Source organism: Secundilactobacillus silagincola (genome assembly GCF_002583405.1).
In the GTDB taxonomy this organism is placed as follows: Bacteria; Bacillota; Bacilli; order Lactobacillales; family Lactobacillaceae; genus Secundilactobacillus; species Secundilactobacillus silagincola.
Genome location: NZ_BCMJ01000014.1, coordinates 1 through 21,217 on the forward strand (window position 1 = coordinate 1; position 21,217 = coordinate 21,217).

A 21,217-nucleotide genomic window follows, 5' to 3' on the forward strand; every position below is an offset into this window, starting at 1 on the left:
AAAAAAAGAACGAGCTGAAAATTACATAAAAGAGATTATAAAAAAACAAAAAGAAAACATCAAAAAACAAAATATGACATCTACCACTATTACCACCACCACAACAACTACAAAATAATTAACAGTTAGGTCACTAGGGTATACCCTATTGGCCTTTTCTATTTCTGTGCTATACTAGGAATTACAAGTGTTCATTAGAACTGTCCAAAAGGAGAATTGGAAATGGCTAAAATCGGTTATGCGCGTGTGAGTTCCAAGGAGCAACATTTAGATCGACAGTTAGCGGCTTTAAAAGACGTTGATAAATTATTTACGGATAAATTAAGTGGGGCTAACACTAATCGGCCAGAACTGCAAAAAATGCTGGCCTATATTCGTGAGGGTGATATTGTAATGGTCACTGAATTAGATCGCTTAGGCAGAAACAACCATGATTTGACTAAGATCATGAACTCCATTCAAAATAAGGGTGCCACCCTAGATGTGTTGAATTTACCGTCCATAACAGGGATTGCTGACCCAAATTTACGTCAACTGATGACTAACTTGATTATTGAACTCTATAAGTATCAGGCCGAAAGTGAACGTAAGCGAATCATTGAGCGCCAGCAGCAAGGGATTGCCTTAGCTAAGCAGCAGGGTAAATATCATGGGCGCAAACCCCAATACACCCAAGATGATCCCCGCTTGCAACATGCTTTTAAGCTTTACCAGGCAGGCATGAGTGACATTGATGTGTCCCGAAATACAGGAATTAAACGGACAACCTTTATAAGGTATCGAAAGAAATTTAATGTTAAGGTAGATTGTATTTGAAAATAAAATGTTACCTTTTACCCTAGAAAGGTAACGCCAAAAGAAAAATTCCCAATGCATTTAGCAAAGGGAATTTTTTGTAATTAATTCGTGGTTTTTTTGATAATCATTTGAAAGTGAATTATCGAATTGTGGCCCCTAATACGTTTTTAAAATGATTCATCGCCCATTCAGCACCAGCTGGTGAGAACGTGGCCACGGCTGCTTGTGGAATCACAATGTGGTAATCCAGGTTGTAGGCACTGATTGCGGTGTGGAGGACACAAATATCAGTGCAGACACCAGCAATCCAGACTTCATCAATCCGCCGTTCCCGCAGGTAGTTATCCAAATTGGTGTTTTGGAAGGAGGAGTAACGGTTCTTATTGAATTTGTAGACATGGGAATCGTCATGATGTCGATCAAACCAGCTGCCGACTTGGCCGTATAGTTTCTGACCGGTCGTCCCAATAATATTATGGGCCGGATATAGTTTGGTTTCTGGATTGAATGGGTCATTAAGCCGGTGACCATCAGTGGGAAAGATCACATAATCATGCTGGCTTAAGAATTGATCGGCTAACCGCATAATTTCTGGGGCCAACGTCTGCGCTGGCTTGCCAACCGTTAGTGATCCCTTATCAGCCACAAAGTCGTTTGTATAGTCAATAATTAAGAGCGCTTTAGCCATCTTAATGTTCCTCCGTAAATTGAGCTTTAGTAATTAACTGTTCTTGCAATTCAGCCAATGTAGCTGTTAAGTAAACTGGGTACCGATCGGGGTTAACTAACCGTTTTGTGGCTTCTGGTAATTCTGCTACTTGATCCATTGAGAATTGCTGAATCTTAAAGAGATCATTTTCGATTGGGGAAGCATTGGAACCCAGATATTCTTGCATCAATGGCTTAGCATTAAAGTTAGTCAGAACTTGGCTGGCGTGCGTGGCTGCCGAATTAGCATTAACCACTTTCAATGGAGCCGTGATGTGCTCATCAGCCAGGGCAATCACATCGGCGATCGCTTGATGAAGGTTATCTTGCCGGTAAATCCGGTAAACTTGCTTATTACCAGGCAGGGTGATCTTTTCTCTGCTATCACTAACCTTAATTTTTGGGATCCATTGATCATTAATCTTTTCTTCGGCGAGCTTATAAACGCCACTTAATACCGGACTGGAGGAACTGGTAATTAAACGTTCCCCAATCCCAAAGTTATCAATTGGAGCTCCTTCATCCAACAACGACTTAACTACATGCGCATCAAGGGCATCTGAAGCTGTAATCTTTGCCTTGGGGAAGCCAGCATCATCGAGCATCTTCCGGGCTTTGATGGCTAATTGCGAAATGTCACCGGAATCTATCCGGATCCCGACTGGTTGGTGCCCTTGAGCGCTAACTTGCTTGAAGACCCGAATCGCGTTCGGCACTCCTGACTTCAAGACATCATAAGTATCAACGAGCAAGGAAACTTTGTCAGGATAAACCTTGGCCCAAGCTTGAAAGGCACTTAATTCATCAGAGAAGCTTTCGACCCAGGCATGTGCCATTGTGCCGGCCGCGGGAATATTAAATTTACTGGCTGCTTGTAAGTTCGACGTGCTGGTACAACCGCCGATCACCGCGGATCGCGCCCCATACGTGGCGGCATCAGGGCCTTGCGCCCGCCGCGCGCCAAATTCCATAATTGGTCGGCCTTGAGCGGCATGGTTGATTTGCCAAGACTTCGTCGCAATTAATGATTGATGGTTAATGATGTTTAGAATAAAGGTTTCTAACAGCTGGGCTTCAATCAACGGTCCACTAATTGAAATAATTGGTTCCCGTGGGAAAACAGGGGTTCCTTCTGGTAAAGCCTTAATCGAGCAGTGATTTTTAATCTTGCTCAGGTAATCCAAAAACTCGGGAGTAAATTCATTCAGGGAGGTCAGGTATTCAATATTCTCCTTAGTGAAATGCCAATTTTGAACTTGTTCTACCACTTGCTGGAGACCAGCGACAATGACAAAACTACCGTTGTCGGGAACCCGGCGGTAAAAGACGTCGAAGCGAGCTTGTCGATCATGGGGTAGGGTAGCGTAGTACCCATTGGCCATGGAAAATTCATATAAGTCGGTTAATAGTTGTAGATTCATCTTAAATACTTCCTTTTAAGTAAAAATTACTTTAATTTGGCTAAAAATAAAAGTATGGTTAACTTTTATTTACGTCTAGTATAAATACTTTGCAGCAAAATGCAAATGATGCCCTTTAGTTAAGTTGGTAGAGCTTTGGTGGCCGCCCAGAATGGTTCAAAGTGGCGGCCCCGACTTCTTTGAAGAGGTGGTTGTGAGTTTTCTTAAAGTTGGAATTATCAATCTTGTCAATTGTCGTACCTAAGAAAGCCGCAAAGACTTCGCGCGCTTGGCGCAGGGTAAAGGTATTACCTAAGATCCGAAGAATTTGGGGTTGATAGTCCAGCTTGTTTTTAATCCGATTAATGGCGGTGGTAATGATTTGAATATGATCAAAGACCAGGTGACCGGCGGGACTTAGGATAATCTCCTGTTGGTCATGGGTGATCACATAGTTGCCCTGATCTTTATCAAGCACGAACCATTGGGCATCTGTGGCCCCATACCCTGGATGCAATTTTGGGGTTGATGGTAAATAGGTCATATAGGCGAGTGCCAGTGCCCGAGTTCCCGTAACCCGCTTGGGATCTGTAAAGGTGGCCAGTTGTTCGGTTGAATTCATCGGAACTTGCAGGCCAATTTTATCGTCAATTAGACGAATGCAGGCCGTGTCGGCACTCTCTTTACTCCGCAAGAGGGTTTCGGGGAGGGCCCAATGTCCCTTTAGAGGTTCATCTGCCCGCTTAATCAATAGTAATTGTGGTCGGTGTAATTCAGTATTAAAACTCCAAATGACGTTGGTGATGGTCACCAATGGCCGGGCAATAATTTCACTATCCAATTGACGCTCCTCCCTTCATAATTGTTAACTCAACTCTATTTTAGCATTTCTCGGCCACTAGTAATTGCCCAGTTGCTTTAAATCATGTTTGACGAGGATTGCTAAATTTTGAATGGTGATCGACGTCGGCTGGGCTAACCATAAGCAAAAAGTATTCCAGAAAATACCGACGGCAATGCGGGTCATATATTCAACTTTGGTATCGTTAGTGACATCGACGTGTCAAGCAACACTGGGGTGGCGGAGATGGAAACGCCGAAAGAAAACCGGCATCGTTTGGTTAGCATTATCCAAGATCTTATAGCTTAAACCAGCTTTAACTAACAAAGCCAATTTAGCTGAGTGAGCTGGCCAGTAAGTAAAGAAGTCATCGATGACTTCTTTATAGGTTTGGGGGTTAACTTGCAAGATCCAATCAGTGTATTTCTTTAGTAAGGAAATAACATACTGATTAATCACATCGTCTTTGCTTTTGAAATTCCGGTAAAAAGTCCGCCGGGAAATATGGGCTTGGTTACTAATATCGATCACGAAAATTTCTTGGTACGGTTTGACGGTTAATAATTTTTTACAGGCTCAAACCAAAGAACAATCAGCTTTTATTGAGCTACTTAAACAGCAGTTAGAGGTTAAGGACGAACAGATTGCAACGACTAATAGGATTGCCGATCAAGCACAACAATTAGATTTAACTACACACAAACAATCACAACCATCATTACCTCAACAAACCGAATCTGAGAGAGCGTAAAATATCTTGTGTAAATGCATAAAAGATATTTTACGCTCTCAGAAGTATCAGAACAATAATAAATAACAAGCCTGAAAAAGTTTATTTTTCAGGCTTGTTTTTTTATAAAAAAATTGCTCTAATTTATAAAATTTAGCTTTTACAAAAAAATATGTTTGAAACCGCTTACAGATGTTTGGAAGTGTTATATACTTATTTGTGTTGAAAGATGAATAGCTAGTAAATTGTTACTATTAAATTAGGCGAGATTGCTAGACACTGAATGATGTATGACTATACGAAAAACTATAGTCGTGTGCATCTGTGGTGTCTGTAATCTTGCCTTTTTGGGGTCTCTGTCAAATCGTATTGGTGGAGATTTTGAACGGCACATTCACTTCGGTGAATGTGCTTTTTGTTTACTCATGAATTAAATGGATGTAAGCTGATTCCTGAGACAGCTTCTAAGAACGTTTGAATCTTTGATGGGTAAGACAACTTGTTGCATAAGCTGTTAGTTCCTTTACTTTAAAATTAATTTAGTTGCAGAAAACCTAAAAATCGAATATTATAATGTAGTACGATGGTAAACTTAAAGGAGGCGGATTAGAATGAGTAATACTATTATTAAAAACAAGACAATTTCAACTCGTGTAACACCTGACATTAGTGAACGGGCTAAAGCTAATCTAGCAAAACAAGGGTTAACCGTTTCTGAGTATATACGCTTATCGTTAGTTAAAGCGGCCAATAATGAAGTTCGATTGGTCAGCTTTTTAGATTCTCCGGAAGCCTCAGCAGCTAAAAAAGAAGCAGAAACAGGGCAGGTCAAAAATATTGGTTCATTGACTGACTTTGAAGATTGGATCGATAAGTTAGATGCAAATTAAACAGACCAAATCTTTTGAACGTGAATTAAAAAAACTAGTCAAAAAACATTTTCCAATAACTGTCTTGAAACCTTGTTTAAAAGCAATTGTTGAACAAGATGTACTTGTTTTGAAACAGATTAAAGATCATGCATTAAAAGGAAATTGGCGTGGCTATCGTGAATTTCACCCTGCCAGATATGGAAACTATGGTAAAAATTATGACAACTGGATTGTTATTTATCAGCTAGATCATGATGAATTGATTTTGTTATTGGTTGCAACTGGCTCCCATGAAATCTTGAATCAATAGCTATAGTTTAGGGGCACTTATAAAAAAATAAATTAAAATAGCCCCCAATATCTACATTATAGATATTGGGGGCTATTCTTTCAATGTTTTTGAGGGGTTATTTGTGCCTTTTAATCGCCCCTATAAAACAGCCCCCGTTATCTAGTGGATAGATAATAGGGGCTGTTTTTTTGTTTAATGGTATTATAGGTACTATATTAGTATGAATATATTGGAGAAATAACATGTATAAAAACATCAAATAAATCGTCAGCGGATTGGGCGCTTTTATAATTGCCCAATGGCTCTATCATACTCTGTCACAATATCCAAACATCAATATTTGGCTGGCTAGACTGCTTCCTATTCTTATCATTTTTATTGTGTTCTTTTCTCTGCAATGGATAATCAACACATTTGAAAAGTAACCTTATAAATTTTAGTTATTATATTGGGCTGAAACCCTTTCTACAAGCGGACTAGCAAAAATGCAAGCTCGACAAAAACATAACTAAATAATCTATTGCTCTTATGATGATATTTTACCAAACGAGAAAAACTAGTCCGGAATATCAGCATAAGAGCAAGTGTGTTAATCAGTCCGTATTAGATAGTTTTCCGTCGACAATTTTGTAGACATTATCAGAAAACTCTCGCAGACGATCATCGTGCGTGACGATGACGACTGCTTTTTCCTCGTCATGCGCAATATTAGCAAAAAGTTGGCCAACTTCTTTGACACGTGCCGTATCTAATGCTGCCGTAGGTTCATCGGCTAGGATGATCGCCGGGTCTGTATACAACGCACGGGCAATTGCAACGCGCTGTTGTTGACCGCCAGACAATTCGCCAGGGTATTTGTTTAATAATTTTTGAATGCCTAGCGTTTCAATAATTTTGTCAAATCCATCTTGACTGAGGTTATTGTTAGGCTTCACCTGGTCAACAAGTTTGAATTGGTCTGCTACGGTTAAATATGGCACGAGATTGTACGCCTGTAAGACGAAACCGATTTGTTCAAGTCGTGTTTTTTCGGCTTCTTTGGTACTCAAATCACTGATGTCGTGACCATTCAAACGAACTGAGCCGTCTGTTGGTGTCTGTAACCCGCCTAAAATGGTTAGCAAGGTACTTTTACCAGATCCTGAAGGACCAATGATAAGCGACACCTCACCAGCTTTAAACGCTAAACTGACGTCTTCTAGTGCCGTAACTAAATTGGTTTTCTGACCAAATTGTTTCGTCACGTGTTCAAGGGCTAGTTTTTCTTCACGCATCTTTTTAACCTCCAATTACTGATACCGGATCAATCTTACTAATCACACGAATCGGAATGATTGCACCCAGTAACCCGGTTACCATCAATCCGGCCGCAATGAGTCCCATCAATCCCCAATCAAATGCCATTGGTACGCTATCTGGAATCCCAAATTCAGTTAATGCCGATAGTACAGCACCAACGACGATACCAGTTGCCATAATAAAGAACGTCTCAAATAACGTATTTTGGGCCAAGAAACGATTTGGAATGCCTTGTGCACGCAAAACTGCCAAGTTAGGCAATTTTTGAACCGTTAGAATGTAGAGGAAGATGGTAATCACAATCAATGAAATGACAATCAGGAAGCCAATCATGAGACCAAACGTCGCTTTTTGCGGTGTATAACCTGGCAATTTATTGATAAAGGCTTGGTATGAATAAGTCTTTAATGCTTTATCATCGACCGATTGTGACGTTTTTGAAGTAACTACGCTACCTTGGAATTGATCTGACACGCCCTTAATGACACGCCATTGCGCTAACGCGCCATAAATAACAGGTGCGGTGTTATACGTGGCATTTTTCGCATAACCCACGATTTTATATTTCGTATCAGATAACCCAATCGAAATTTTATCCCCCATACCGTAAATATCCTTATCAACTGAGTCAGCGAGGACGACTTCGTTAGCTGCCTTTGGCAAGTGCCCCTTGGTTAATTGTAGGTTTTTAGCGATGTACTCGTCGTTATTCATCCCAACGAATTGTGCGGATTCACGTTTTCCGCCAATTTTCATATTAACTGGTGTAATGCCAAGTGTTGCGGTTTTGTCGTCGCTTAACTGATCCACCTGTTTCGTTGTCAGTAATGACTGTCCGGCATTGCCATTAGCGTCTTTGGTCATTACAAAGGACTTAGACTGCCAGCTGTCCACCGCAGCGGTGTTAGCTGTTGCCAGCCCGAGCGCCAGGGCACTTAAAATGAAAATCAAATAACTGATTAAGACGACGACTGTTAGAATCAAGCCGTACCGTAGTTTTTCTTTTTTAATCTCTCTAATTGCTAAAAACATTTGTTCCTCCTGTATTTGTTGCAGTTCAGCAAACTTACTATACACAAGTATACATGCTCTTATGATGAGATTCCGGACTAGTTTTGCTAGTTTGGTAAAATATCATCATAGGAGCATTTTTATTTATGGTTACACGTTATGAAGAGGACTTAAAAAAGTCCATTGTGGAGATGGTTAAAGCGGGACGACGATCCGATGAATTATCCAAGGAATACGGTCCTTCAGCCGATTCAATTCGGAATTGGGTTAAAGGCGCTAAATCAGTTGAGCTAGAAGACGGTACTGAAGTAACGTCCAAAGAATTCAAACAACTTCAAAGGGAAAATCAGCGATTAAAGGAGGAACTTGAAATTTTAAAAGCTGCGGCGGTGTTACTGGGAAAGCATTAGGACGAATTAATTGCCTTGTCTTCATAGAAGATCAGTTATTGCGACACCGCTTATCAATTATTCTTTCGGCACTGAAATTACCGCGCAGCACCTATTACCATTGGAAAAGATATCAACCTAGTCAACACGAACGTGTTGATAATCAGCTCAAAGAAAAAATTAAATTGATTTGGGAAAATAATTATCGTGCCTATGGTTATCCACGAATAACGATGGTGCTTCGCAAGTCAGGCATCTGTGTTGGGTTAAAACGAATTTTACGATTAATGAGGGAAATGGAGATTCACTCTTTAATGAATCGGCGATTTAAAAAACCTGGCACTCATGTGGATCATTCACAACGCCCCAATTTAATCAAACACCAGCCCAATGCAAGGATATGGCGTGCTGACATTACTTATTTGGAATTACGTCCAGGAACCTGGGTTTATCTCAGTTCTATTTACGAACCAAAGGTTCATCAAGTTCTTGCTTTCAAGATTGGTCGTCAGATGGAGGCGACGTTAGTTGTAGAAACGATTAATCAGGCGCTTGAATATCATCAAAAGCCACAATATTTTCACTCTGACATGGGTTCACAGTACACCAGCAACGAAGTTGAAACTTTACTTGAACGGCATCAGATTAGCCACTCATACTCAAAACAAGGTTATCCTTATGATAATGGGCCAATTGAAGCTTTTCACTCATTGTTGAAGAGAGAGTTTGCCTTTCAAACAACTTTTTCCAATTTTGAGGACTTGGTAATCCGAACCTCAAATTACATCAGTTGGTTTAATTCCGACAGAATTAGAACGAGTGTTTAGAAAAAGATGTGCCATTTATTGACATAGGAGCACTCCCACGAACAACTCAGCGGCTCGTCAACCCAGATCTTTACCCGGTCTACATGACGACCACACTCAGCCAGTTGCAAACTAGTTTGTTGAATAAAATGACGATACTAGCAGATTAACAAACGAACACGCGTAGCAACGACTAAAGCCACTTCTGTACTTAGCGTTCAAATGACCGCTAAGTACAGAAGTGGCTTTAGTTTATATCAAGTAACAGTTAGCTCACTGACCAGTAATTTGATCATGTTCACCCGGGGTCAATATTTTGGTCATCACCGTAATCAAATACGCTTGTTCGCGCTCAATTTCAGTTCCCGGCAATTCCAGTATTAACCGCGCTAGGTAACCGAATAGCTGCGATAACAAACTTTGCAGTATCAAATCATTCGGCCAATCCACAATCAAATGATCTGCTTTTAGTTGATTGATGACACTTCCCATCTGCTTGACCATCTTAGGCGCAATCTGGCTAAGAATCTGTTCGCGTCGTTCGGTGTCAAAAGCTGCCACTTCAAAAATGACCTTTAACTCTTTCACGTTAGCTTTAGCAAATGCAACTCGGTCCGTAAAAATTGCTGTGACGAATGCCTGTAGACTGGGATAACGCTGCCGTAATTTATCCTCTGAAAAATCACTCGCTAAGATTGGCACAATGTGCGCGGTAATTGGTGCTAAGATGGCATCCCGTAAGGCAGCCTTAGTCTTATACCGCCGATAGACCGTCCCCTCCGCAACGCCGGCCCGTTGTGCAATATCACTAGTACTGGTCTGGTCAAAACCCTTTTCAGCAAACAAATCGAGACTTGCCTGGAGGATGGCCCGTTGCTTAGGTGTAATCGTTTCATTCTGACTTAGATCCTGTTGAAAATAATCCCGTATCCGTGGTCGTTCCATATCCTCACACCTTCCGATAACGTTTCATTCCAACAATATTCAACATTGTTAGTACGACCATAAACCCTACTAATATTAACAAATTGACACCAATATCGCCAAGCCCAGCACCCTTTGTCACAACAGCCGTCAACGCATTAGCACCATAGTATAACGGCATGATGTGGGCAATTGCTTGCAACCAACTGGCCATGCCATCGACTGGAACCAACCCAGCAAAAAAGATTTGTGGTACAACAATCAGTGGAATAAACTGAATCATTTGAAATTCTGAGTTAGTAAAGGTGGAAATAAAGATACCCAAGGTCAAAGCCACTAACGCTAATAATAAGTTAGTCAGAAAGACCAGCCAAATACTACCAACTAAGTGAATCTTGAAGACCGTAATTGTAAAAACAACGGTCAGGACAGTCTGAATGATGGCAAAGCCCCCATAACCAATTAGATAGCCCATAATAATTTCACTCCGTCGAATTGGGGTTGCAAGTAGCCGGCTTAGGGTTCCAGTAGTGCGTTCATTCAAAAGTGAAACGCCAGAAATCAAGAACACAAAGAAGAAGACAAAGAAACCGAGAAAGGCTGGCAAAAAGCTTTCAAAGAACGTTGAATCACTACTACCATAAATATAATGAGACTTAGTCGTATAACTGGTTGCTTTAGCTGACTGAGTCGAACTAGACGTCGTGGCTGTGGCTTGCTTGAGTTGCTTTTGTAATTTCTCAGCAGTTGCCTGGTCACCGCGGGCCTGGGCTTGTGCAATGGCAGTCTTCAGCTTGGTCACCGTTGCTTGTGTCTGGGCTGCTGTCAGCTTCTTCAAAGCGGCTTGTTGCGATTCAAGGGCCGCGCGCTGTTTCTTAGTAACGGTCACCAGCGTCTTCATTTTCAACTTGACTAATCCTGATTGTAAACTCGCCTTAATTAAAGACGTGTTGGTTGGATTGCTATTTGAATAAGTAATCGTCAATTGACCATTTTTCTGAGTCAAATAGCCATCTAGATCATGCTGCTTAATCATTTTCCGTGCCTGTGAACTATCATAATGATGAATCGTCACGTTTTTGGTATCGATCACGTTAACCACGGATTGGTCTACATGATGAACACCCAAGCTTGCTACTTGCGTCGTGTTGTTTTGAAATAAGAAATACATCAGCGTCATAATCAGCAATGGTGCCAAAAACATCAGCGCCAAGGTACGCTTATCACGTAACATTTGCTTAAAAACTCGTCTAACGATTGCCATCGTTCGCATCTTGCATCCGCCCCGCTTTCAAAAAGACCTGTTCGATCGTATCTACTGCATACTGTTGTTTCAGTGCCGCGGGTGTCCCCTCAGCAAGCGCAATCCCGTGCCGAATCAACATGAGATAATCACACCGTTCTGCTTCGTCCATGACATGCGTTGTCACGAGCATCGACTTACCGGTATCCTTGAGCTTATTTAGTTCGGTCCAAATTTGTTGCCGTAATTCTGGATCAATCCCAACGGTCGGTTCATCTAAAATCAATAATTGGGGATCCTGAATCAGGGCAATTGCCAACGACAAGCGCCGTTTCATCCCACCCGAATAGCCACTGACCCGCTTGTCTAATTGGGACGTTAAATCAACTAATCCGGCTGCATAATCAATCATCTGTGCTAACTTTATTTTTGGAACGCTCATCAATTGCCCAAACAAGGTCAGGTTTTCACGGGCCGTTAGTGTCTCATACAAAGCGTCACTTTGGGCCATATACCCTACTTGTGCCATTACCGCCCTATTGGGCATCACCGTATCCATGACTTTAACAGTGCCACTATCCACAGCTTCCATCCCTAAAATACTCTTGATCAAGGTGGTCTTCCCAGCTCCTGATGGCCCAATCAAGCCATAAATCATTCCAGCCGGCAGTGTCAAATCAATCTGATTGAGCACTTGCTGATGACCAAAGTGCTTGCTGACCTGCTTGGCGATGACATAATCCGTTGCCATTTTAATAACCCTCTTTCTCAAAGCGAGTGTATGCTCACTCACTTAATGGCCTTAGTATAATCAGTACATCTCGGTTTGTCAACATTAAAATGAGTTATCACTCACTTATTTTGTTTCCGGCCTATTTGTCACCGCATTGCAAACAAAAATGCGCCACCCCGTTGTTGGGATGTCGCATTTTAATTAAATAGCAGCACTGATATAAGCGTTAGCAATGTTTAAGCCTACCGATTTTTTAATATTATTTTATTCATCAATTTCCGGCGCCGACCCAAGCTCTGCCTGAATCATCCAGATTTTCTTCTCAATTGCGGTTTTGAGACCAATGAAAATATCTTGGGTACTGAAGTCTTTTTCAACATCGGATACTTCAATGCCGTGTTGGTAAAGGTCTTCCAAGTAACGATAGCCATCAACTAAGTGTGCGAGGCGTTCTGGGGTTGTTTTGTCCCATTCACCAGGCCAGTCTTGAATCTTAGTGTTTTCGGCCATTTCTTTTAAGGTCGAGTAAGGACTGCCATCAAGCGCAATCAGCCGTTCAGAAATGACATCGAGTTGGCTGTCAATTTCTTCCATGAACTCATCCATCAAGGGGTGCAACTTCAAAAAGTTGGGTCCACGCATGTACCAATGCGTCTGATGGATAATCATTGACATCTGGCTCAAATCGGCAACGAGTTGATTTAATACTGCTTTGGTTTTCGTATATTTCATTAGATTGATCTCCTTTCGATATGGTCATTATAACATAGTGGTAGCTTAGGCTCTGGTGCAAAGTTTGCCTGGCAACTTCATTCTAGTATACTGAGTGACAAGAAACGAGGGATTGTGCGCATGAATTACTTTAAAGGACGCCACTTTCAACAGGATATCATTATAGTAGCCGTTGGCTACTATTTTAGGTTCAGTCTCAGCTACCGTGATATCGTTGAATTGCTACGTGATCGCGGGGTTAGTGTGCATCACACCACGGTCATGCGTTGGGTTCATCATTATGGTCCCATCTTTAAGGCTTTATGGCGCCAACATCAAACCTCCCATACCAAAAGTTGGAGGATAGACGAGACTTACATTAACGTCAAAGGTCATTGGACTTATCTGTATCGTGCAATTGATAGCAACGGTCTGACGCTCGACTTCGAACTGCGAAAGCATCGTGATTATGTGGCAGCCTATCACTTTTTGAAACGGCTTTTGACGACCAATGGTCGTCCTGATCGCTTAGTCACCGATCAATATCGAGCAACACTTAAGGCAGTGAAGCACCTGATGAAACAAGACTACTTGAGCAAATCAGCACACCAATGTTCCAAGTATCGAAACAATTTAATCGAACAAGATCATCGATTCATTAAACGACACCGGGTGCGGTCAGCAAGTTTCCAAAGCATCCGAACCGCTAGTGCAACACTCAGCGGCATTGAAGTCATCCATGCATTACGCAAGAAAACCCGACGAGAGCTAAGCCTCATCGGGTTTTCAGCCGTGGACGAATTAAAAGCGATGGTGCCAGCATAACCTACAACACCCTATCAACAACTAGGTAAAAGGCACACTCTCAGACTATTTGCACCAGAGCCGTTCAAGCCTTATCAGCCGGGAATGAGTGCTGTTGATATTGCCGAAGTACATGATTAAACCGGCCAAAATCGTTACGTTAATTATTTAATAAATTGTTTATTTGTTTGCTTGATAATGATATAATTAAGCTAGATGAAGGAGGCATCAAGATGAAGATTATTACTTTTACTGCTATCAAGGGTGGTGTTGGTAAAACAACCTTGACTTTAAATTATGGTGATTGGTTAGCCAAACATGGTAAGAAGGTTCTATTAATAGATTTAGACCATCAGTGCAATTTAACAACCGTTTTTGAAAAAACACGACGAAACAATACCATCGCTGAAGCGTTTAAAGAAAATGACAATGCTCAAAAAGTAAAAATTGACAGTGTCGGACCGAATCTAGATTTAATAGCCGGTTTTATAGACCTAGATGTTTTAGGAAGTTATCTAGAAAATAACAGTAACAAAGAAATGATGTTGTTCATGTGGTTTAAAAACAACTCCGATTCATTAAGCTTAACCGACTATGACTATATCTTAATTGATACGCACCCAGATTTTAGCACCATCACTAAAAACGCTATTGCTATCAGTAATTACCTGCTTAGTCCCATTACACCCAGTGAACATGGCTACAATGCCAAGTTTGACCTAGAAACACGACTCGAAAAATTCAGAAAATCACTTTTTGACTATCGAACTGGCGAAACTTACGTTGACGCAAAGCTTTTCTTTATCGGTAATATGATTAGACATAATACAAGCATGTCTCGCGATTTGCTAAAACACATAGAAGGCGATGAAACAGTCGCAACTATAATTCCTGAAAGAGAGCTCTTTAATAAAGCTACTGCAAGGCACGCTTCAATATTTGAATTAGCCAATCATGATGAATCCATTTTAAAGCAAAATCAAAAGTTCATAGAACAAGCCGATCATCTTTTTCAAGAATTAGCAAATAAAACCAAGTAAGGAGAGTTAGATTATGAGTTTAGATTCATTCAACCATAAAAAAGACGAAGAAATGAGAGAAAGTTACGAAACTACATTGAAAGACAACAAGAAAGATGCAGTCGCATTTTTGAAAAATATCAGCCGAAAGGAAGTAGAGCGTAAGCGATCTGTGACCTTCTCAATTACTGAAAGTCAACTTAAAAAAATGGATACGGCTGCCCGAAAAAACGGATTTAAAAATCGTTCAGAATTCTTAGCTTCAATCATAGATGCAATTTAGCAGTTAAATAAATAAATAATTAATCAAACAAGTAAATACGCAATTTGTTCGCTTGATTAATTTGTGATTAGGTAAAAACTAGTAAAGTGCACTAAACCAAATACGGTTGCCTGTAGGTAAGCGCTATGCTAGACTAAGATTAATTTAACAACCGAATAAATAGATCAAGCTAAACAGAAAAATCCCCGATTCACGAGGAATCGGGGATTTTAGGTTTAGCAAGTAGCTAATAGCGAGCTACTTAGATTCAGACGATTTAGACCGCCAAGTTAAAATCGTCTGAACATTGTTCTTAATTTGTAGGTTAATTATACCGCAAACCAGTCCTATGGGACAAGTGAAGGATAGTTAAAAACAAATTGAATCCAATGGGCTAAGTGGCTAACCAATGCTATTTAGTCCATTTTTGTTGTTAGAAATTAAAAAAAGTTGCCGTATGGGCAACCCAGAATAGACACATGCCGGTGAATTTACAAAGCCGATCACGTCCAATGTTCGCTTTGTAATTCAGTTAAAGCATATCAGATTTGTATTTTAAAACAAGTCAGATGTTTTAGCAACTCTCTTTAAGACGACGTGTGTCAGTTAAGAAAGGGAGCTTTTATTATGGATCAATCAAACTTCAACTTTACAAATGCTAAAAGGGCCTATGAAGTAAAGTTTTACGCTTTGCCGCAGATCTTACTCCAAGGGGAAAAATATAAGGATCTTAGCGATAGTGCCATTTTACTTTATTCGGTGTTACGCGATCGTCTAAGTTACTCACTAAGCAATAATTGGGTTGACGAAAATAACAACGTATATTTCATATACACAAACAATGAACTAAAAGATTTACGAAACTGGTCAAATAATAAAATCAATAAGATTAAACACGAATTAATGGACGCGAACCTTTTGTATCAAAAACATATGGGGTTTAATCCAAGATCAGGCAAAAACGAACCAAATAGATTATATTTGGCAGATTTGGAAGTAACAGCAAAAGACGTTTATATTAAGCGAGAGCCATTAAAATCGCCTGAACCCCTTGGTACAAGCGGACTTCTCAAAAAGAGAAACCCGCATGATACCGTTGAACCCCTTGGTACAAGCGGACTTCTCAAAAAGAGAAACCCGCATGATACCGTTTCTGATACGTCTGAATCCCTTGGTACAAGCGGACTTCTCAAAAAGAGACAAGATCTAGACTATACTAATAATTTAGATACTAATAGATACAATATAGATACTCAAAAGTTGGACTTTTCCACAGCCCATTTTTCACCAGCAGAACTAGAAACCCAAAACCGAGATTTGGTGACCCATGCTAATGACTTCTTAACTGATGAAGACAGTGGCTTACCGGTTTTCTTAGAACCCGAAGCTGTGCAACTACTTAGTTTTTGGTGCCGTACCCCGCAACAAATGCGCCGGTTTATTGGTATCATCTTGAATGCTAAATATCGAGTTGAAAAGGATCATCAGGACATTGGCGTCATAATTCCACTTGATGATGAGGAACTGAAGCCTTTGATGACTAAAGCCTTGAGACGCTACTTTAACGCCCTTAGAAGCAATGAGAAGCACATCAAGAACGTGGAAAACTACTTGTACGGCACCATGCAAAACCTATTTGGCGTTTGGTGGAATAAACAAGCGGCTAGAGAATATGCGGCCAAACACCCTAACGATGAGCGTGCTTAAAACTAAAAAGCTATATAAGGCCATTTAAGCTGTTTTAAACAGATAGAGCATAATTATATTAAACGAGTTTTAAAATGCGCTTACGGGCACTTTAGGAACGTTGTATAAGTGCCATTGCGGAAAGGACAGCAAACTTAAATTCACAACTTTTAAAGAAGCAGGCTAATTGAGATGATACTCAAAGATTAGTATAATGTGAGTAGTAATAAAAAGGGGGGGCGAGAAAATCATGGCAGTTAAGGAAAAGAAACGCGTACAAGTCCAGATTGACAAAGAATTGGCAGATAATACCGAAGCCGTTTTAAGCCAGTTAGGTCTAAACCCAACTACCGCGATCAATATGTTTTATAAGCGGATCGTAGCTGACGCAGCATTACCGTTTAAACCAGCCCTGAGCGAAGCCGAAAGAGCTAATTTAAGCCTTTTAAAGGCTACCAAAGAGACACCAGTAACAGAGTTCAAAGACGCTAAAGAAGTCGCTGATTGGCTCAATGATCCAGATGAGGACTAATGGCTTATCAGATTAAATAAATTAATAACTTGGAAGTGTGATGAACATGAAAGATACAATCACAATTAATGACTTTTTTGAAATTGCCAAAGAAACTGATTTAAAAGATTTACTTGATAAGTCATTACATGAGCCAGATCCAGAAAAGCGCAAAGTATATGACGCTTTATATACCTACTTTTTAGATAAAAGGCAAGATGAGGTTATTAAGCGAAAGGACTTTGTCCGTTGATAGATAAACCCCAATACATTATTGTTGCTGGTATTAACGGAGCAGGGAAAAGTACGCTATACGATACATTCCCCATCTTGTTTGACAAAACAAAACGGATTAACGCTGATGAACTTTTAAGACAAATGGGTGGCGATTGGCATAAAGATAGTGACAACTTAAAAGCCATGAAAGAAGAAATCAAACAACTACACTATGCTTTAGATCACTAGCAAAGTATTCATGTAGAAACAACACTGGCAGGTAGAGGCAAAGCTCAACTCAATTTGATTGACAAAGCTCACAAAAATGGTTTTGAAGTGACTTTATTATATGTTGCTTTGCGAGATGAAAATTTAGCTATCCAAAGGGTCAACGAACGGGTACAAAAAGGTGGCCACGGTGTTCCAGTAGCAACGATCAAGAAACGTTATCAGCAATCCAAACATAATTTGCCATTAGTGGCCTTTAAATCTGATAAGGTCATGATCTATGATAATAGCGAAAAGTTTACCTCTGTTTATGCAAGAGAGAAGGGACAAGTTTTTAAGAACGATTTGAGGCATTTTCCTTGGATAAACCAAAATATTACTTATCCAGAAAAGGTGCAAAAGCAGTTACAAAATTTTGCAGATCAAAACCCAGAAGTCAAACCAAAAAATGATCCCGAAAATAAAAACGATCGGCCTAGTTATTAGGTTGATCGTTTTTTAATTTATCCGGTTTATGGGCGTTAACATAGTCATCAAATGTTTTTAAAAGTTCTTCGGTTTCTTCGACCGATAGGTTATCAGCTTGAAAGTATTTTTCGAGCAAAGCCCCTTTTTGAATTAATCGGCGAGAACGGGCTTTGCGGGCTTGCCGATTTTCATAGTATTTAGATTGCCGTAATTTAAAATCTTCCCGCTCAATTTTTTGTTTTAAACGCGCTTGCTGTTCGACTAGTTTTTCATATTGATTAGACATGGAATTTCCCCATCTCGTATGGCTAATGATCTACGGACTTTACCTTTAAAAATTCAGAAAATTGCTTAGCTAAAAGCTTAATCTGATCGTTAGACAAATTAGCATAATCTAAATTGGCTTGACTGATGATTTGTTTACCTAGCCGTTGTTCAATCTTATTTTTTTCGTCCTTAATTTTTTGATTAAGGGCTTTTAATTTAGCTTCTTGTTTTTCTAAGTTACTTTGAGACATAACGATCCCTCCAATCATATTAGAAATAATCACCGAAACTATATCATATAAGAAACGTTAAGTCAAAGTATAAAATTTGAAATAGCGAAGCGGAAGGCATACACTAAGTTAAAGTTAAGAGAATCAGCAGGCCGAGTGAAATGAGGTCAATGCGCACTTACACGTCATCTTTGATGACGTTGTGATAAACCCATTAAAACCTGTATTAGAAGTCGCCGATGGCGACAACAAAGTCAAACCCATAAACCCAAAGAAAGGTGGTGACCGACATGGCAATTTTTCATATGAGTTTTAGTAATATTAGTGCTGGTAAAGGACGAAGTGCGATTGCCAGTGCCGCTTATCGAAGTGGTGAAAAGCTATTTGATGATAAGGAAGGTCGCCACTATTTTTATGCCCGATCGATCATGCCAGAAAGCTTTATTTTGACGCCAAAAAATTCACCTGAATGGGCGAGTGATCGAGAGCAGTTGTGGAATGAAGTTGAAAAGAAAGATCGTAAATCAAACTCACGGTATGCAAAAGAGTTTAACGTGGCTTTACCGGTAGAATTAAGTGAATCCGAACAGAAAGAATTACTGACAAAATATGTGCAAGAAAATTTTGTTGATGAGGGCATGGTAGCCGACGTGGCAATTCATCGCGACCACCCAGATAATCCGCACGCTCATGTGATGTTAACCAATCGCCCATTTAACCCCGATGGTACTTGGGGACAGAAAACAAAAACCGAATACATTTTAGATAGTCATGGTAATAAAACTAAGACCCCTGCAGGGAATGTGAGAAACCGAAAAATTTGGTTGGTTGATTGGGATAAAAAAGAAAAAATCAATCAATGGCGACACAATTGGGCGGTTAGTGTAAATCAAGTTTTAGAGCAAAAAAATATTCCCGATCGGATCAGCGAAAAATCATTTATCGAGGAGGGAATAGATGATACACCAACTCAACATGAGGGAATCAATAGTAAGCGGCATGAAAGAAAAGAATTTAACCAACAAGTTAAGAACTATCGTAAGTCCAAAGCTGGCTATAAAAACAACCAAGAAAAAGTAATTAATAGAGGTCATTTAGATAGCCTAAGTAAACACTTCTCGTTTAACGAGAAAAAAGTGGTCAAAGAGTTAAGCCACGAACTGAAAACTTATATTAGTTTGGAAAGTTTAGATGATAAGCGGCGCATGCTATTTAATTGGAAAAACAGTACCTTAATTAAGCACGCTGTTGGTGAAGATGTCACTAAGCAATTATTGACGATTAACCAACAAGAAAGCTCACTCAAAAACGCAGATGAACTCTTAAATAAAGTGGTTGATCGCACGACTAAAAAACTTTATCCAGAGCTTGATTTTGAACAGACAACCGCGGCTGAACGACGGGAATTAATTAAGGAAACCGATAGCGAACAAACAGTTTTCAAGGGTAGTGAATTAAACGAACGTTTAATGAACATTCGTGATGATTTGTTGACCCAACAACTATTGACCTTTACTAAGCGGCCATACGTTGGTTTTAAGTTATTAATGCAACAAGAAAAGGAAGTCAAAATCGAGCTTAAATATACGCTGATGATTCATGATGATAGCTTAGAAAGTCTAGAACACGTTGATCAAGGTCTACTAGAAAAGTATTCACCAACCGAGCAGCAAAAGATTACTCGCGCAGTCAAAGAATTGCGAACAATCATGGCCGTTAAGCAAGTCATTAAAACGCAATACCATGAAGTATTGAAAAGGGCCTTTCCCAAAGGCGATTTAGATGAATTACCAATGACTAAACAGGAACAAGCCTATACAGCCGTGATGTACTATGATCCTGCTTTAAAGCCATGTCAGGCTGAAACAATTGAACAGTGGCAAGCAAATCCACCACAGGTGTTCAGTCCCCAAGAACATCAACAAGGACTAGCTTATTTATCGGGACAGCTTAGCTTAGATCAGTTAGAAAATCATCACTTACAACGGGTTTTAAAGCATGATGGCACTAAACAACTCTTTTTTGGCGAATGCAAAGCCGATCCGACGATTAAGAACAGTCAGATCGAGAAAATCCAAAAGCAGTTAAAAGGGCAACAAGCCAAGGACGACCAGTACAGAAAAGCAAATATGGGGCATTATCAACCGCTAAATTATAAGCCAGTTAGTCCAGACTATTACTTAAAGACGGCCTTTAGTGATGCGATCATGACTGTTCTATATGCTCGTGATGAAGATTACCAACGGCAAAAGCAAGAACGTGGACTGAAAGAAACCGAGTGGGAAATGACGAAAAAGCAGCGGCAACACCAAACCCGGAACCGGCATGAAGATGGGGGTATGCACTTGTAAGATAAATGTAATAATTAAATGGTATCAATGCACCTATTTATGTGCTAAACTAAAGCTAAAATAAAGAAAGGAGAATCCGCATGTGGCAAACAAACAAAAATGGCATAGTTTAGCACAAGCAAGTCGTGAATTAGGACATGGGCGCAACTATGTTAGTGCTTGGTTGAGCAGACATAGAGAAGAGTTTCCGGAAGAATTAATGCTTGGTTCTGGGAAAAGCAAGTTAATATCTGATGAAGGGATAGAGTGGATTAAGAAGCATATAAAAAAAGAGGGCGTCCTCGTCAGCAGTAGAGTTGCTAACGGGGATCAGCACCTAGAAATACGCCTTCTAGGTGTCACCCTCCTAATAATCCATTTTACAGGGCGGGATAGGGGAACGTCCAGAGAACAATTATCCCGATTGATTTAAAGGAGG

25 protein-coding genes and 1 pseudogene are annotated in these 21,217 nt (G+C 40.1%); 14 read left to right on the plus strand and 12 right to left on the minus strand.

Annotation, left to right across the window (positions count from 1 at the left end; all coding sequences use genetic code 11):
• The first annotated feature begins 222 nt into the window (after positions 1-222).
• Positions 223-816, plus strand: a complete 594-nt coding sequence (locus CES82_RS11155) for a recombinase family protein (RefSeq protein WP_098826315.1) — start codon at positions 223-225, stop codon at positions 814-816.
• Positions 817-937: 121 nt separating this feature from the next.
• Here the strand turns inward: CES82_RS11155 and CES82_RS11160 are convergent, their stop codons facing one another.
• From CES82_RS11160 to CES82_RS11175, 4 genes are all read right to left on the minus strand, one after another.
• On the minus strand, positions 938-1,486 hold the full coding sequence (locus CES82_RS11160; RefSeq protein ID WP_045353555.1) for a cysteine hydrolase family protein: 549 nt from the start codon (positions 1,484-1,486) through the stop codon (positions 938-940).
• Between the two features lies 1 nt (position 1,487).
• Complete coding sequence (locus tag CES82_RS11165; RefSeq protein WP_098826317.1) at positions 1,488-2,927, minus strand: nicotinate phosphoribosyltransferase; 1,440 nt, start codon at positions 2,925-2,927, stop codon at positions 1,488-1,490.
• A gap of 115 nt (positions 2,928-3,042) precedes the next feature.
• Positions 3,043-3,747, minus strand: coding sequence for an NUDIX hydrolase (locus CES82_RS11170; protein WP_098826319.1), 705 nt, complete (start codon positions 3,745-3,747; stop codon positions 3,043-3,045).
• Between the two features lie 222 nt (positions 3,748-3,969).
• The gene (locus CES82_RS11175) at positions 3,970-4,278 is read right to left on the minus strand and encodes a TetR/AcrR family transcriptional regulator (protein ID WP_060463328.1); all 309 of its coding nucleotides are present in this window, start codon (positions 4,276-4,278) and stop codon (positions 3,970-3,972) included.
• 19 nt (positions 4,279-4,297) lie between these two features.
• Between CES82_RS11175 and CES82_RS11180 the strand changes: the two genes are divergently transcribed.
• The 3 genes from CES82_RS11180 to CES82_RS11190 all read left to right on the plus strand — a co-directional run bounded on the left by CES82_RS11180 (position 4,298) and on the right by CES82_RS11190 (position 5,659).
• Complete coding sequence (locus CES82_RS11180) at positions 4,298-4,498, plus strand: DUF536 domain-containing protein (protein ID WP_225361824.1); 201 nt, start codon at positions 4,298-4,300, stop codon at positions 4,496-4,498.
• A gap of 590 nt (positions 4,499-5,088) precedes the next feature.
• Positions 5,089-5,367: a plasmid mobilization protein gene (locus CES82_RS11185; protein ID WP_046871195.1), complete on the plus strand. Its 279-nt coding sequence runs from the start codon at positions 5,089-5,091 to the stop codon at positions 5,365-5,367.
• Entirely contained in the window at positions 5,357-5,659 is a 303-nt protein-coding gene (locus CES82_RS11190; RefSeq protein ID WP_003572735.1) for a type II toxin-antitoxin system YafQ family toxin, read from the plus strand. Before CES82_RS11185 ends, CES82_RS11190 begins: the two co-directional genes overlap by 11 nt.
• A 575-nt stretch (positions 5,660-6,234) precedes the next feature.
• Here CES82_RS11190 and CES82_RS11195 read toward each other — a convergent pair.
• Positions 6,235-6,915 (minus strand): ABC transporter ATP-binding protein, encoded by a 681-nt coding sequence (locus CES82_RS11195; RefSeq protein WP_046811108.1) that lies wholly within the window; start codon positions 6,913-6,915, stop codon positions 6,235-6,237.
• A gap of 4 nt (positions 6,916-6,919) precedes the next feature.
• Positions 6,920-7,972: an ABC transporter permease gene (locus CES82_RS11200; protein WP_046811107.1), complete on the minus strand. Its 1,053-nt coding sequence runs from the start codon at positions 7,970-7,972 to the stop codon at positions 6,920-6,922.
• A gap of 125 nt (positions 7,973-8,097) precedes the next feature.
• Between CES82_RS11200 and CES82_RS11210 the strand changes: the two genes are divergently transcribed.
• A protein-coding gene (locus CES82_RS11210; RefSeq protein WP_143466310.1) for an IS3 family transposase occupies positions 8,098-9,167 on the plus strand; the annotation gives its coding sequence in 2 pieces (ribosomal slippage) (positions 8,098-8,326 and positions 8,326-9,167; 1,071 coding nt in all).
• A gap of 252 nt (positions 9,168-9,419) precedes the next feature.
• Here the strand turns inward: CES82_RS11210 and CES82_RS11215 are convergent.
• The 4 genes from CES82_RS11215 to CES82_RS11230 form a co-directional block, all read right to left on the minus strand.
• Complete coding sequence (locus CES82_RS11215) at positions 9,420-10,091, minus strand: TetR/AcrR family transcriptional regulator (RefSeq protein ID WP_098826323.1); 672 nt, start codon at positions 10,089-10,091, stop codon at positions 9,420-9,422.
• 4 nt (positions 10,092-10,095) lie between these two features.
• The gene (locus tag CES82_RS11220) at positions 10,096-11,343 is read right to left on the minus strand and encodes an ABC transporter permease (protein ID WP_098826325.1); all 1,248 of its coding nucleotides are present in this window, start codon (positions 11,341-11,343) and stop codon (positions 10,096-10,098) included.
• Positions 11,321-12,064 (minus strand): ABC transporter ATP-binding protein, encoded by a 744-nt coding sequence (locus CES82_RS11225; protein ID WP_003581836.1) that lies wholly within the window; start codon positions 12,062-12,064, stop codon positions 11,321-11,323. Before CES82_RS11225 ends, CES82_RS11220 begins: the two co-directional genes overlap by 23 nt.
• 246 nt (positions 12,065-12,310) lie before the next feature.
• Complete coding sequence (locus tag CES82_RS11230) at positions 12,311-12,778, minus strand: Dps family protein (protein WP_003587210.1); 468 nt, start codon at positions 12,776-12,778, stop codon at positions 12,311-12,313.
• A gap of 120 nt (positions 12,779-12,898) precedes the next feature.
• Between CES82_RS11230 and CES82_RS11235 the strand changes: the two genes are divergently transcribed.
• The 7 genes and pseudogenes from CES82_RS11235 to CES82_RS11265 all read left to right on the plus strand — a co-directional run bounded on the left by CES82_RS11235 (position 12,899) and on the right by CES82_RS11265 (position 17,969).
• Entirely contained in the window at positions 12,899-13,582 is a 684-nt protein-coding gene (locus CES82_RS11235) for an IS6 family transposase (protein ID WP_003589823.1), read from the plus strand.
• 212 nt (positions 13,583-13,794) lie between these two features.
• Positions 13,795-14,601, plus strand: a complete 807-nt coding sequence (locus tag CES82_RS11240) for a ParA family protein (protein ID WP_013729125.1) — start codon at positions 13,795-13,797, stop codon at positions 14,599-14,601.
• Positions 14,602-14,614: 13 nt separating this feature from the next.
• Positions 14,615-14,863 (plus strand): ribbon-helix-helix domain-containing protein, encoded by a 249-nt coding sequence (locus tag CES82_RS11245; protein ID WP_002825834.1) that lies wholly within the window; start codon positions 14,615-14,617, stop codon positions 14,861-14,863.
• A 606-nt stretch (positions 14,864-15,469) separates the two neighbouring features.
• The gene (locus CES82_RS11250) at positions 15,470-16,549 is read left to right on the plus strand and encodes a replication initiator protein A (RefSeq protein ID WP_010014830.1); all 1,080 of its coding nucleotides are present in this window, start codon (positions 15,470-15,472) and stop codon (positions 16,547-16,549) included.
• A gap of 229 nt (positions 16,550-16,778) precedes the next feature.
• Complete coding sequence (locus CES82_RS11255; RefSeq protein ID WP_010014831.1) at positions 16,779-17,060, plus strand: type II toxin-antitoxin system RelB/DinJ family antitoxin; 282 nt, start codon at positions 16,779-16,781, stop codon at positions 17,058-17,060.
• Positions 17,061-17,106: 46 nt separating this feature from the next.
• Positions 17,107-17,292, plus strand: coding sequence for a hypothetical protein (locus CES82_RS11260; RefSeq protein WP_010620892.1), 186 nt, complete (start codon positions 17,107-17,109; stop codon positions 17,290-17,292).
• Positions 17,289-17,969: pseudogene (locus CES82_RS11265) on the plus strand (ATPase). Before CES82_RS11260 ends, CES82_RS11265 begins: the two are co-directional and overlap by 4 nt.
• Here CES82_RS11265 and CES82_RS11270 read toward each other — a convergent pair.
• Positions 17,959-18,237: a hypothetical protein gene (locus CES82_RS11270; RefSeq protein ID WP_098826327.1), complete on the minus strand. Its 279-nt coding sequence runs from the start codon at positions 18,235-18,237 to the stop codon at positions 17,959-17,961. The pseudogene CES82_RS11265 and the gene CES82_RS11270 sit on opposite strands and share 11 nt — an antisense overlap.
• A 22-nt stretch (positions 18,238-18,259) precedes the next feature.
• The gene (locus CES82_RS11275) at positions 18,260-18,487 is read right to left on the minus strand and encodes a hypothetical protein (protein WP_003555660.1); all 228 of its coding nucleotides are present in this window, start codon (positions 18,485-18,487) and stop codon (positions 18,260-18,262) included.
• A gap of 251 nt (positions 18,488-18,738) precedes the next feature.
• Here CES82_RS11275 and mobQ point away from each other — a divergent pair, with 251 nt between their 5' ends.
• The gene (gene mobQ, locus CES82_RS11280; RefSeq protein WP_098826330.1) at positions 18,739-20,799 is read left to right on the plus strand and encodes a MobQ family relaxase; all 2,061 of its coding nucleotides are present in this window, start codon (positions 18,739-18,741) and stop codon (positions 20,797-20,799) included.
• An 82-nt stretch (positions 20,800-20,881) separates the two neighbouring features.
• Positions 20,882-21,211, plus strand: a complete 330-nt coding sequence (locus tag CES82_RS11285) for a hypothetical protein (protein ID WP_014216292.1) — start codon at positions 20,882-20,884, stop codon at positions 21,209-21,211.
• Positions 21,212-21,217 lie beyond the last annotated feature (6 nt).

Excerpts from the sequence above, each read along its gene's own strand:
- CES82_RS11275 (WP_003555660.1), bottom strand. The coding sequence starts at position 18,487 with ATGATTGGAGGGATCGTTATGTCTCAAAGTAACTTAGAAAAACAAGAA.
- CES82_RS11220 (WP_098826325.1), bottom strand. The coding sequence starts at position 11,343 with ATGCGAACGATGGCAATCGTTAGACGAGTTTTTAAGCAAATGTTACGT.
- CES82_RS11200 (WP_046811107.1), bottom strand. The coding sequence starts at position 7,972 with ATGTTTTTAGCAATTAGAGAGATTAAAAAAGAAAAACTACGGTACGGC.
- CES82_RS11195 (WP_046811108.1), bottom strand. The coding sequence starts at position 6,915 with ATGCGTGAAGAAAAACTAGCCCTTGAACACGTGACGAAACAATTTGGT.
- CES82_RS11230 (WP_003587210.1), bottom strand. The coding sequence starts at position 12,778 with ATGAAATATACGAAAACCAAAGCAGTATTAAATCAACTCGTTGCCGAT.
- CES82_RS11245 (WP_002825834.1), top strand. The coding sequence starts at position 14,615 with ATGAGTTTAGATTCATTCAACCATAAAAAAGACGAAGAAATGAGAGAA.
- CES82_RS11255 (WP_010014831.1), top strand. The coding sequence starts at position 16,779 with ATGGCAGTTAAGGAAAAGAAACGCGTACAAGTCCAGATTGACAAAGAA.
- CES82_RS11235 (WP_003589823.1), top strand. The coding sequence starts at position 12,899 with ATGAATTACTTTAAAGGACGCCACTTTCAACAGGATATCATTATAGTA.
- CES82_RS11185 (WP_046871195.1), top strand. The coding sequence starts at position 5,089 with ATGAGTAATACTATTATTAAAAACAAGACAATTTCAACTCGTGTAACA.
- CES82_RS11260 (WP_010620892.1), top strand. The coding sequence starts at position 17,107 with ATGAAAGATACAATCACAATTAATGACTTTTTTGAAATTGCCAAAGAA.
- CES82_RS11270 (WP_098826327.1), bottom strand. The coding sequence starts at position 18,237 with ATGTCTAATCAATATGAAAAACTAGTCGAACAGCAAGCGCGTTTAAAA.
- CES82_RS11240 (WP_013729125.1), top strand. The coding sequence starts at position 13,795 with ATGAAGATTATTACTTTTACTGCTATCAAGGGTGGTGTTGGTAAAACA.
- CES82_RS11160 (WP_045353555.1), bottom strand. The coding sequence starts at position 1,486 with ATGGCTAAAGCGCTCTTAATTATTGACTATACAAACGACTTTGTGGCT.
- CES82_RS11155 (WP_098826315.1), top strand. The coding sequence starts at position 223 with ATGGCTAAAATCGGTTATGCGCGTGTGAGTTCCAAGGAGCAACATTTA.
- CES82_RS11250 (WP_010014830.1), top strand. The coding sequence starts at position 15,470 with ATGGATCAATCAAACTTCAACTTTACAAATGCTAAAAGGGCCTATGAA.
- mobQ (WP_098826330.1), top strand. The coding sequence starts at position 18,739 with ATGGCAATTTTTCATATGAGTTTTAGTAATATTAGTGCTGGTAAAGGA.
- CES82_RS11225 (WP_003581836.1), bottom strand. The coding sequence starts at position 12,064 with ATGGCAACGGATTATGTCATCGCCAAGCAGGTCAGCAAGCACTTTGGT.
- CES82_RS11190 (WP_003572735.1), top strand. The coding sequence starts at position 5,357 with ATGCAAATTAAACAGACCAAATCTTTTGAACGTGAATTAAAAAAACTA.
- CES82_RS11215 (WP_098826323.1), bottom strand. The coding sequence starts at position 10,091 with ATGGAACGACCACGGATACGGGATTATTTTCAACAGGATCTAAGTCAG.
- CES82_RS11165 (WP_098826317.1), bottom strand. The coding sequence starts at position 2,927 with ATGAATCTACAACTATTAACCGACTTATATGAATTTTCCATGGCCAAT.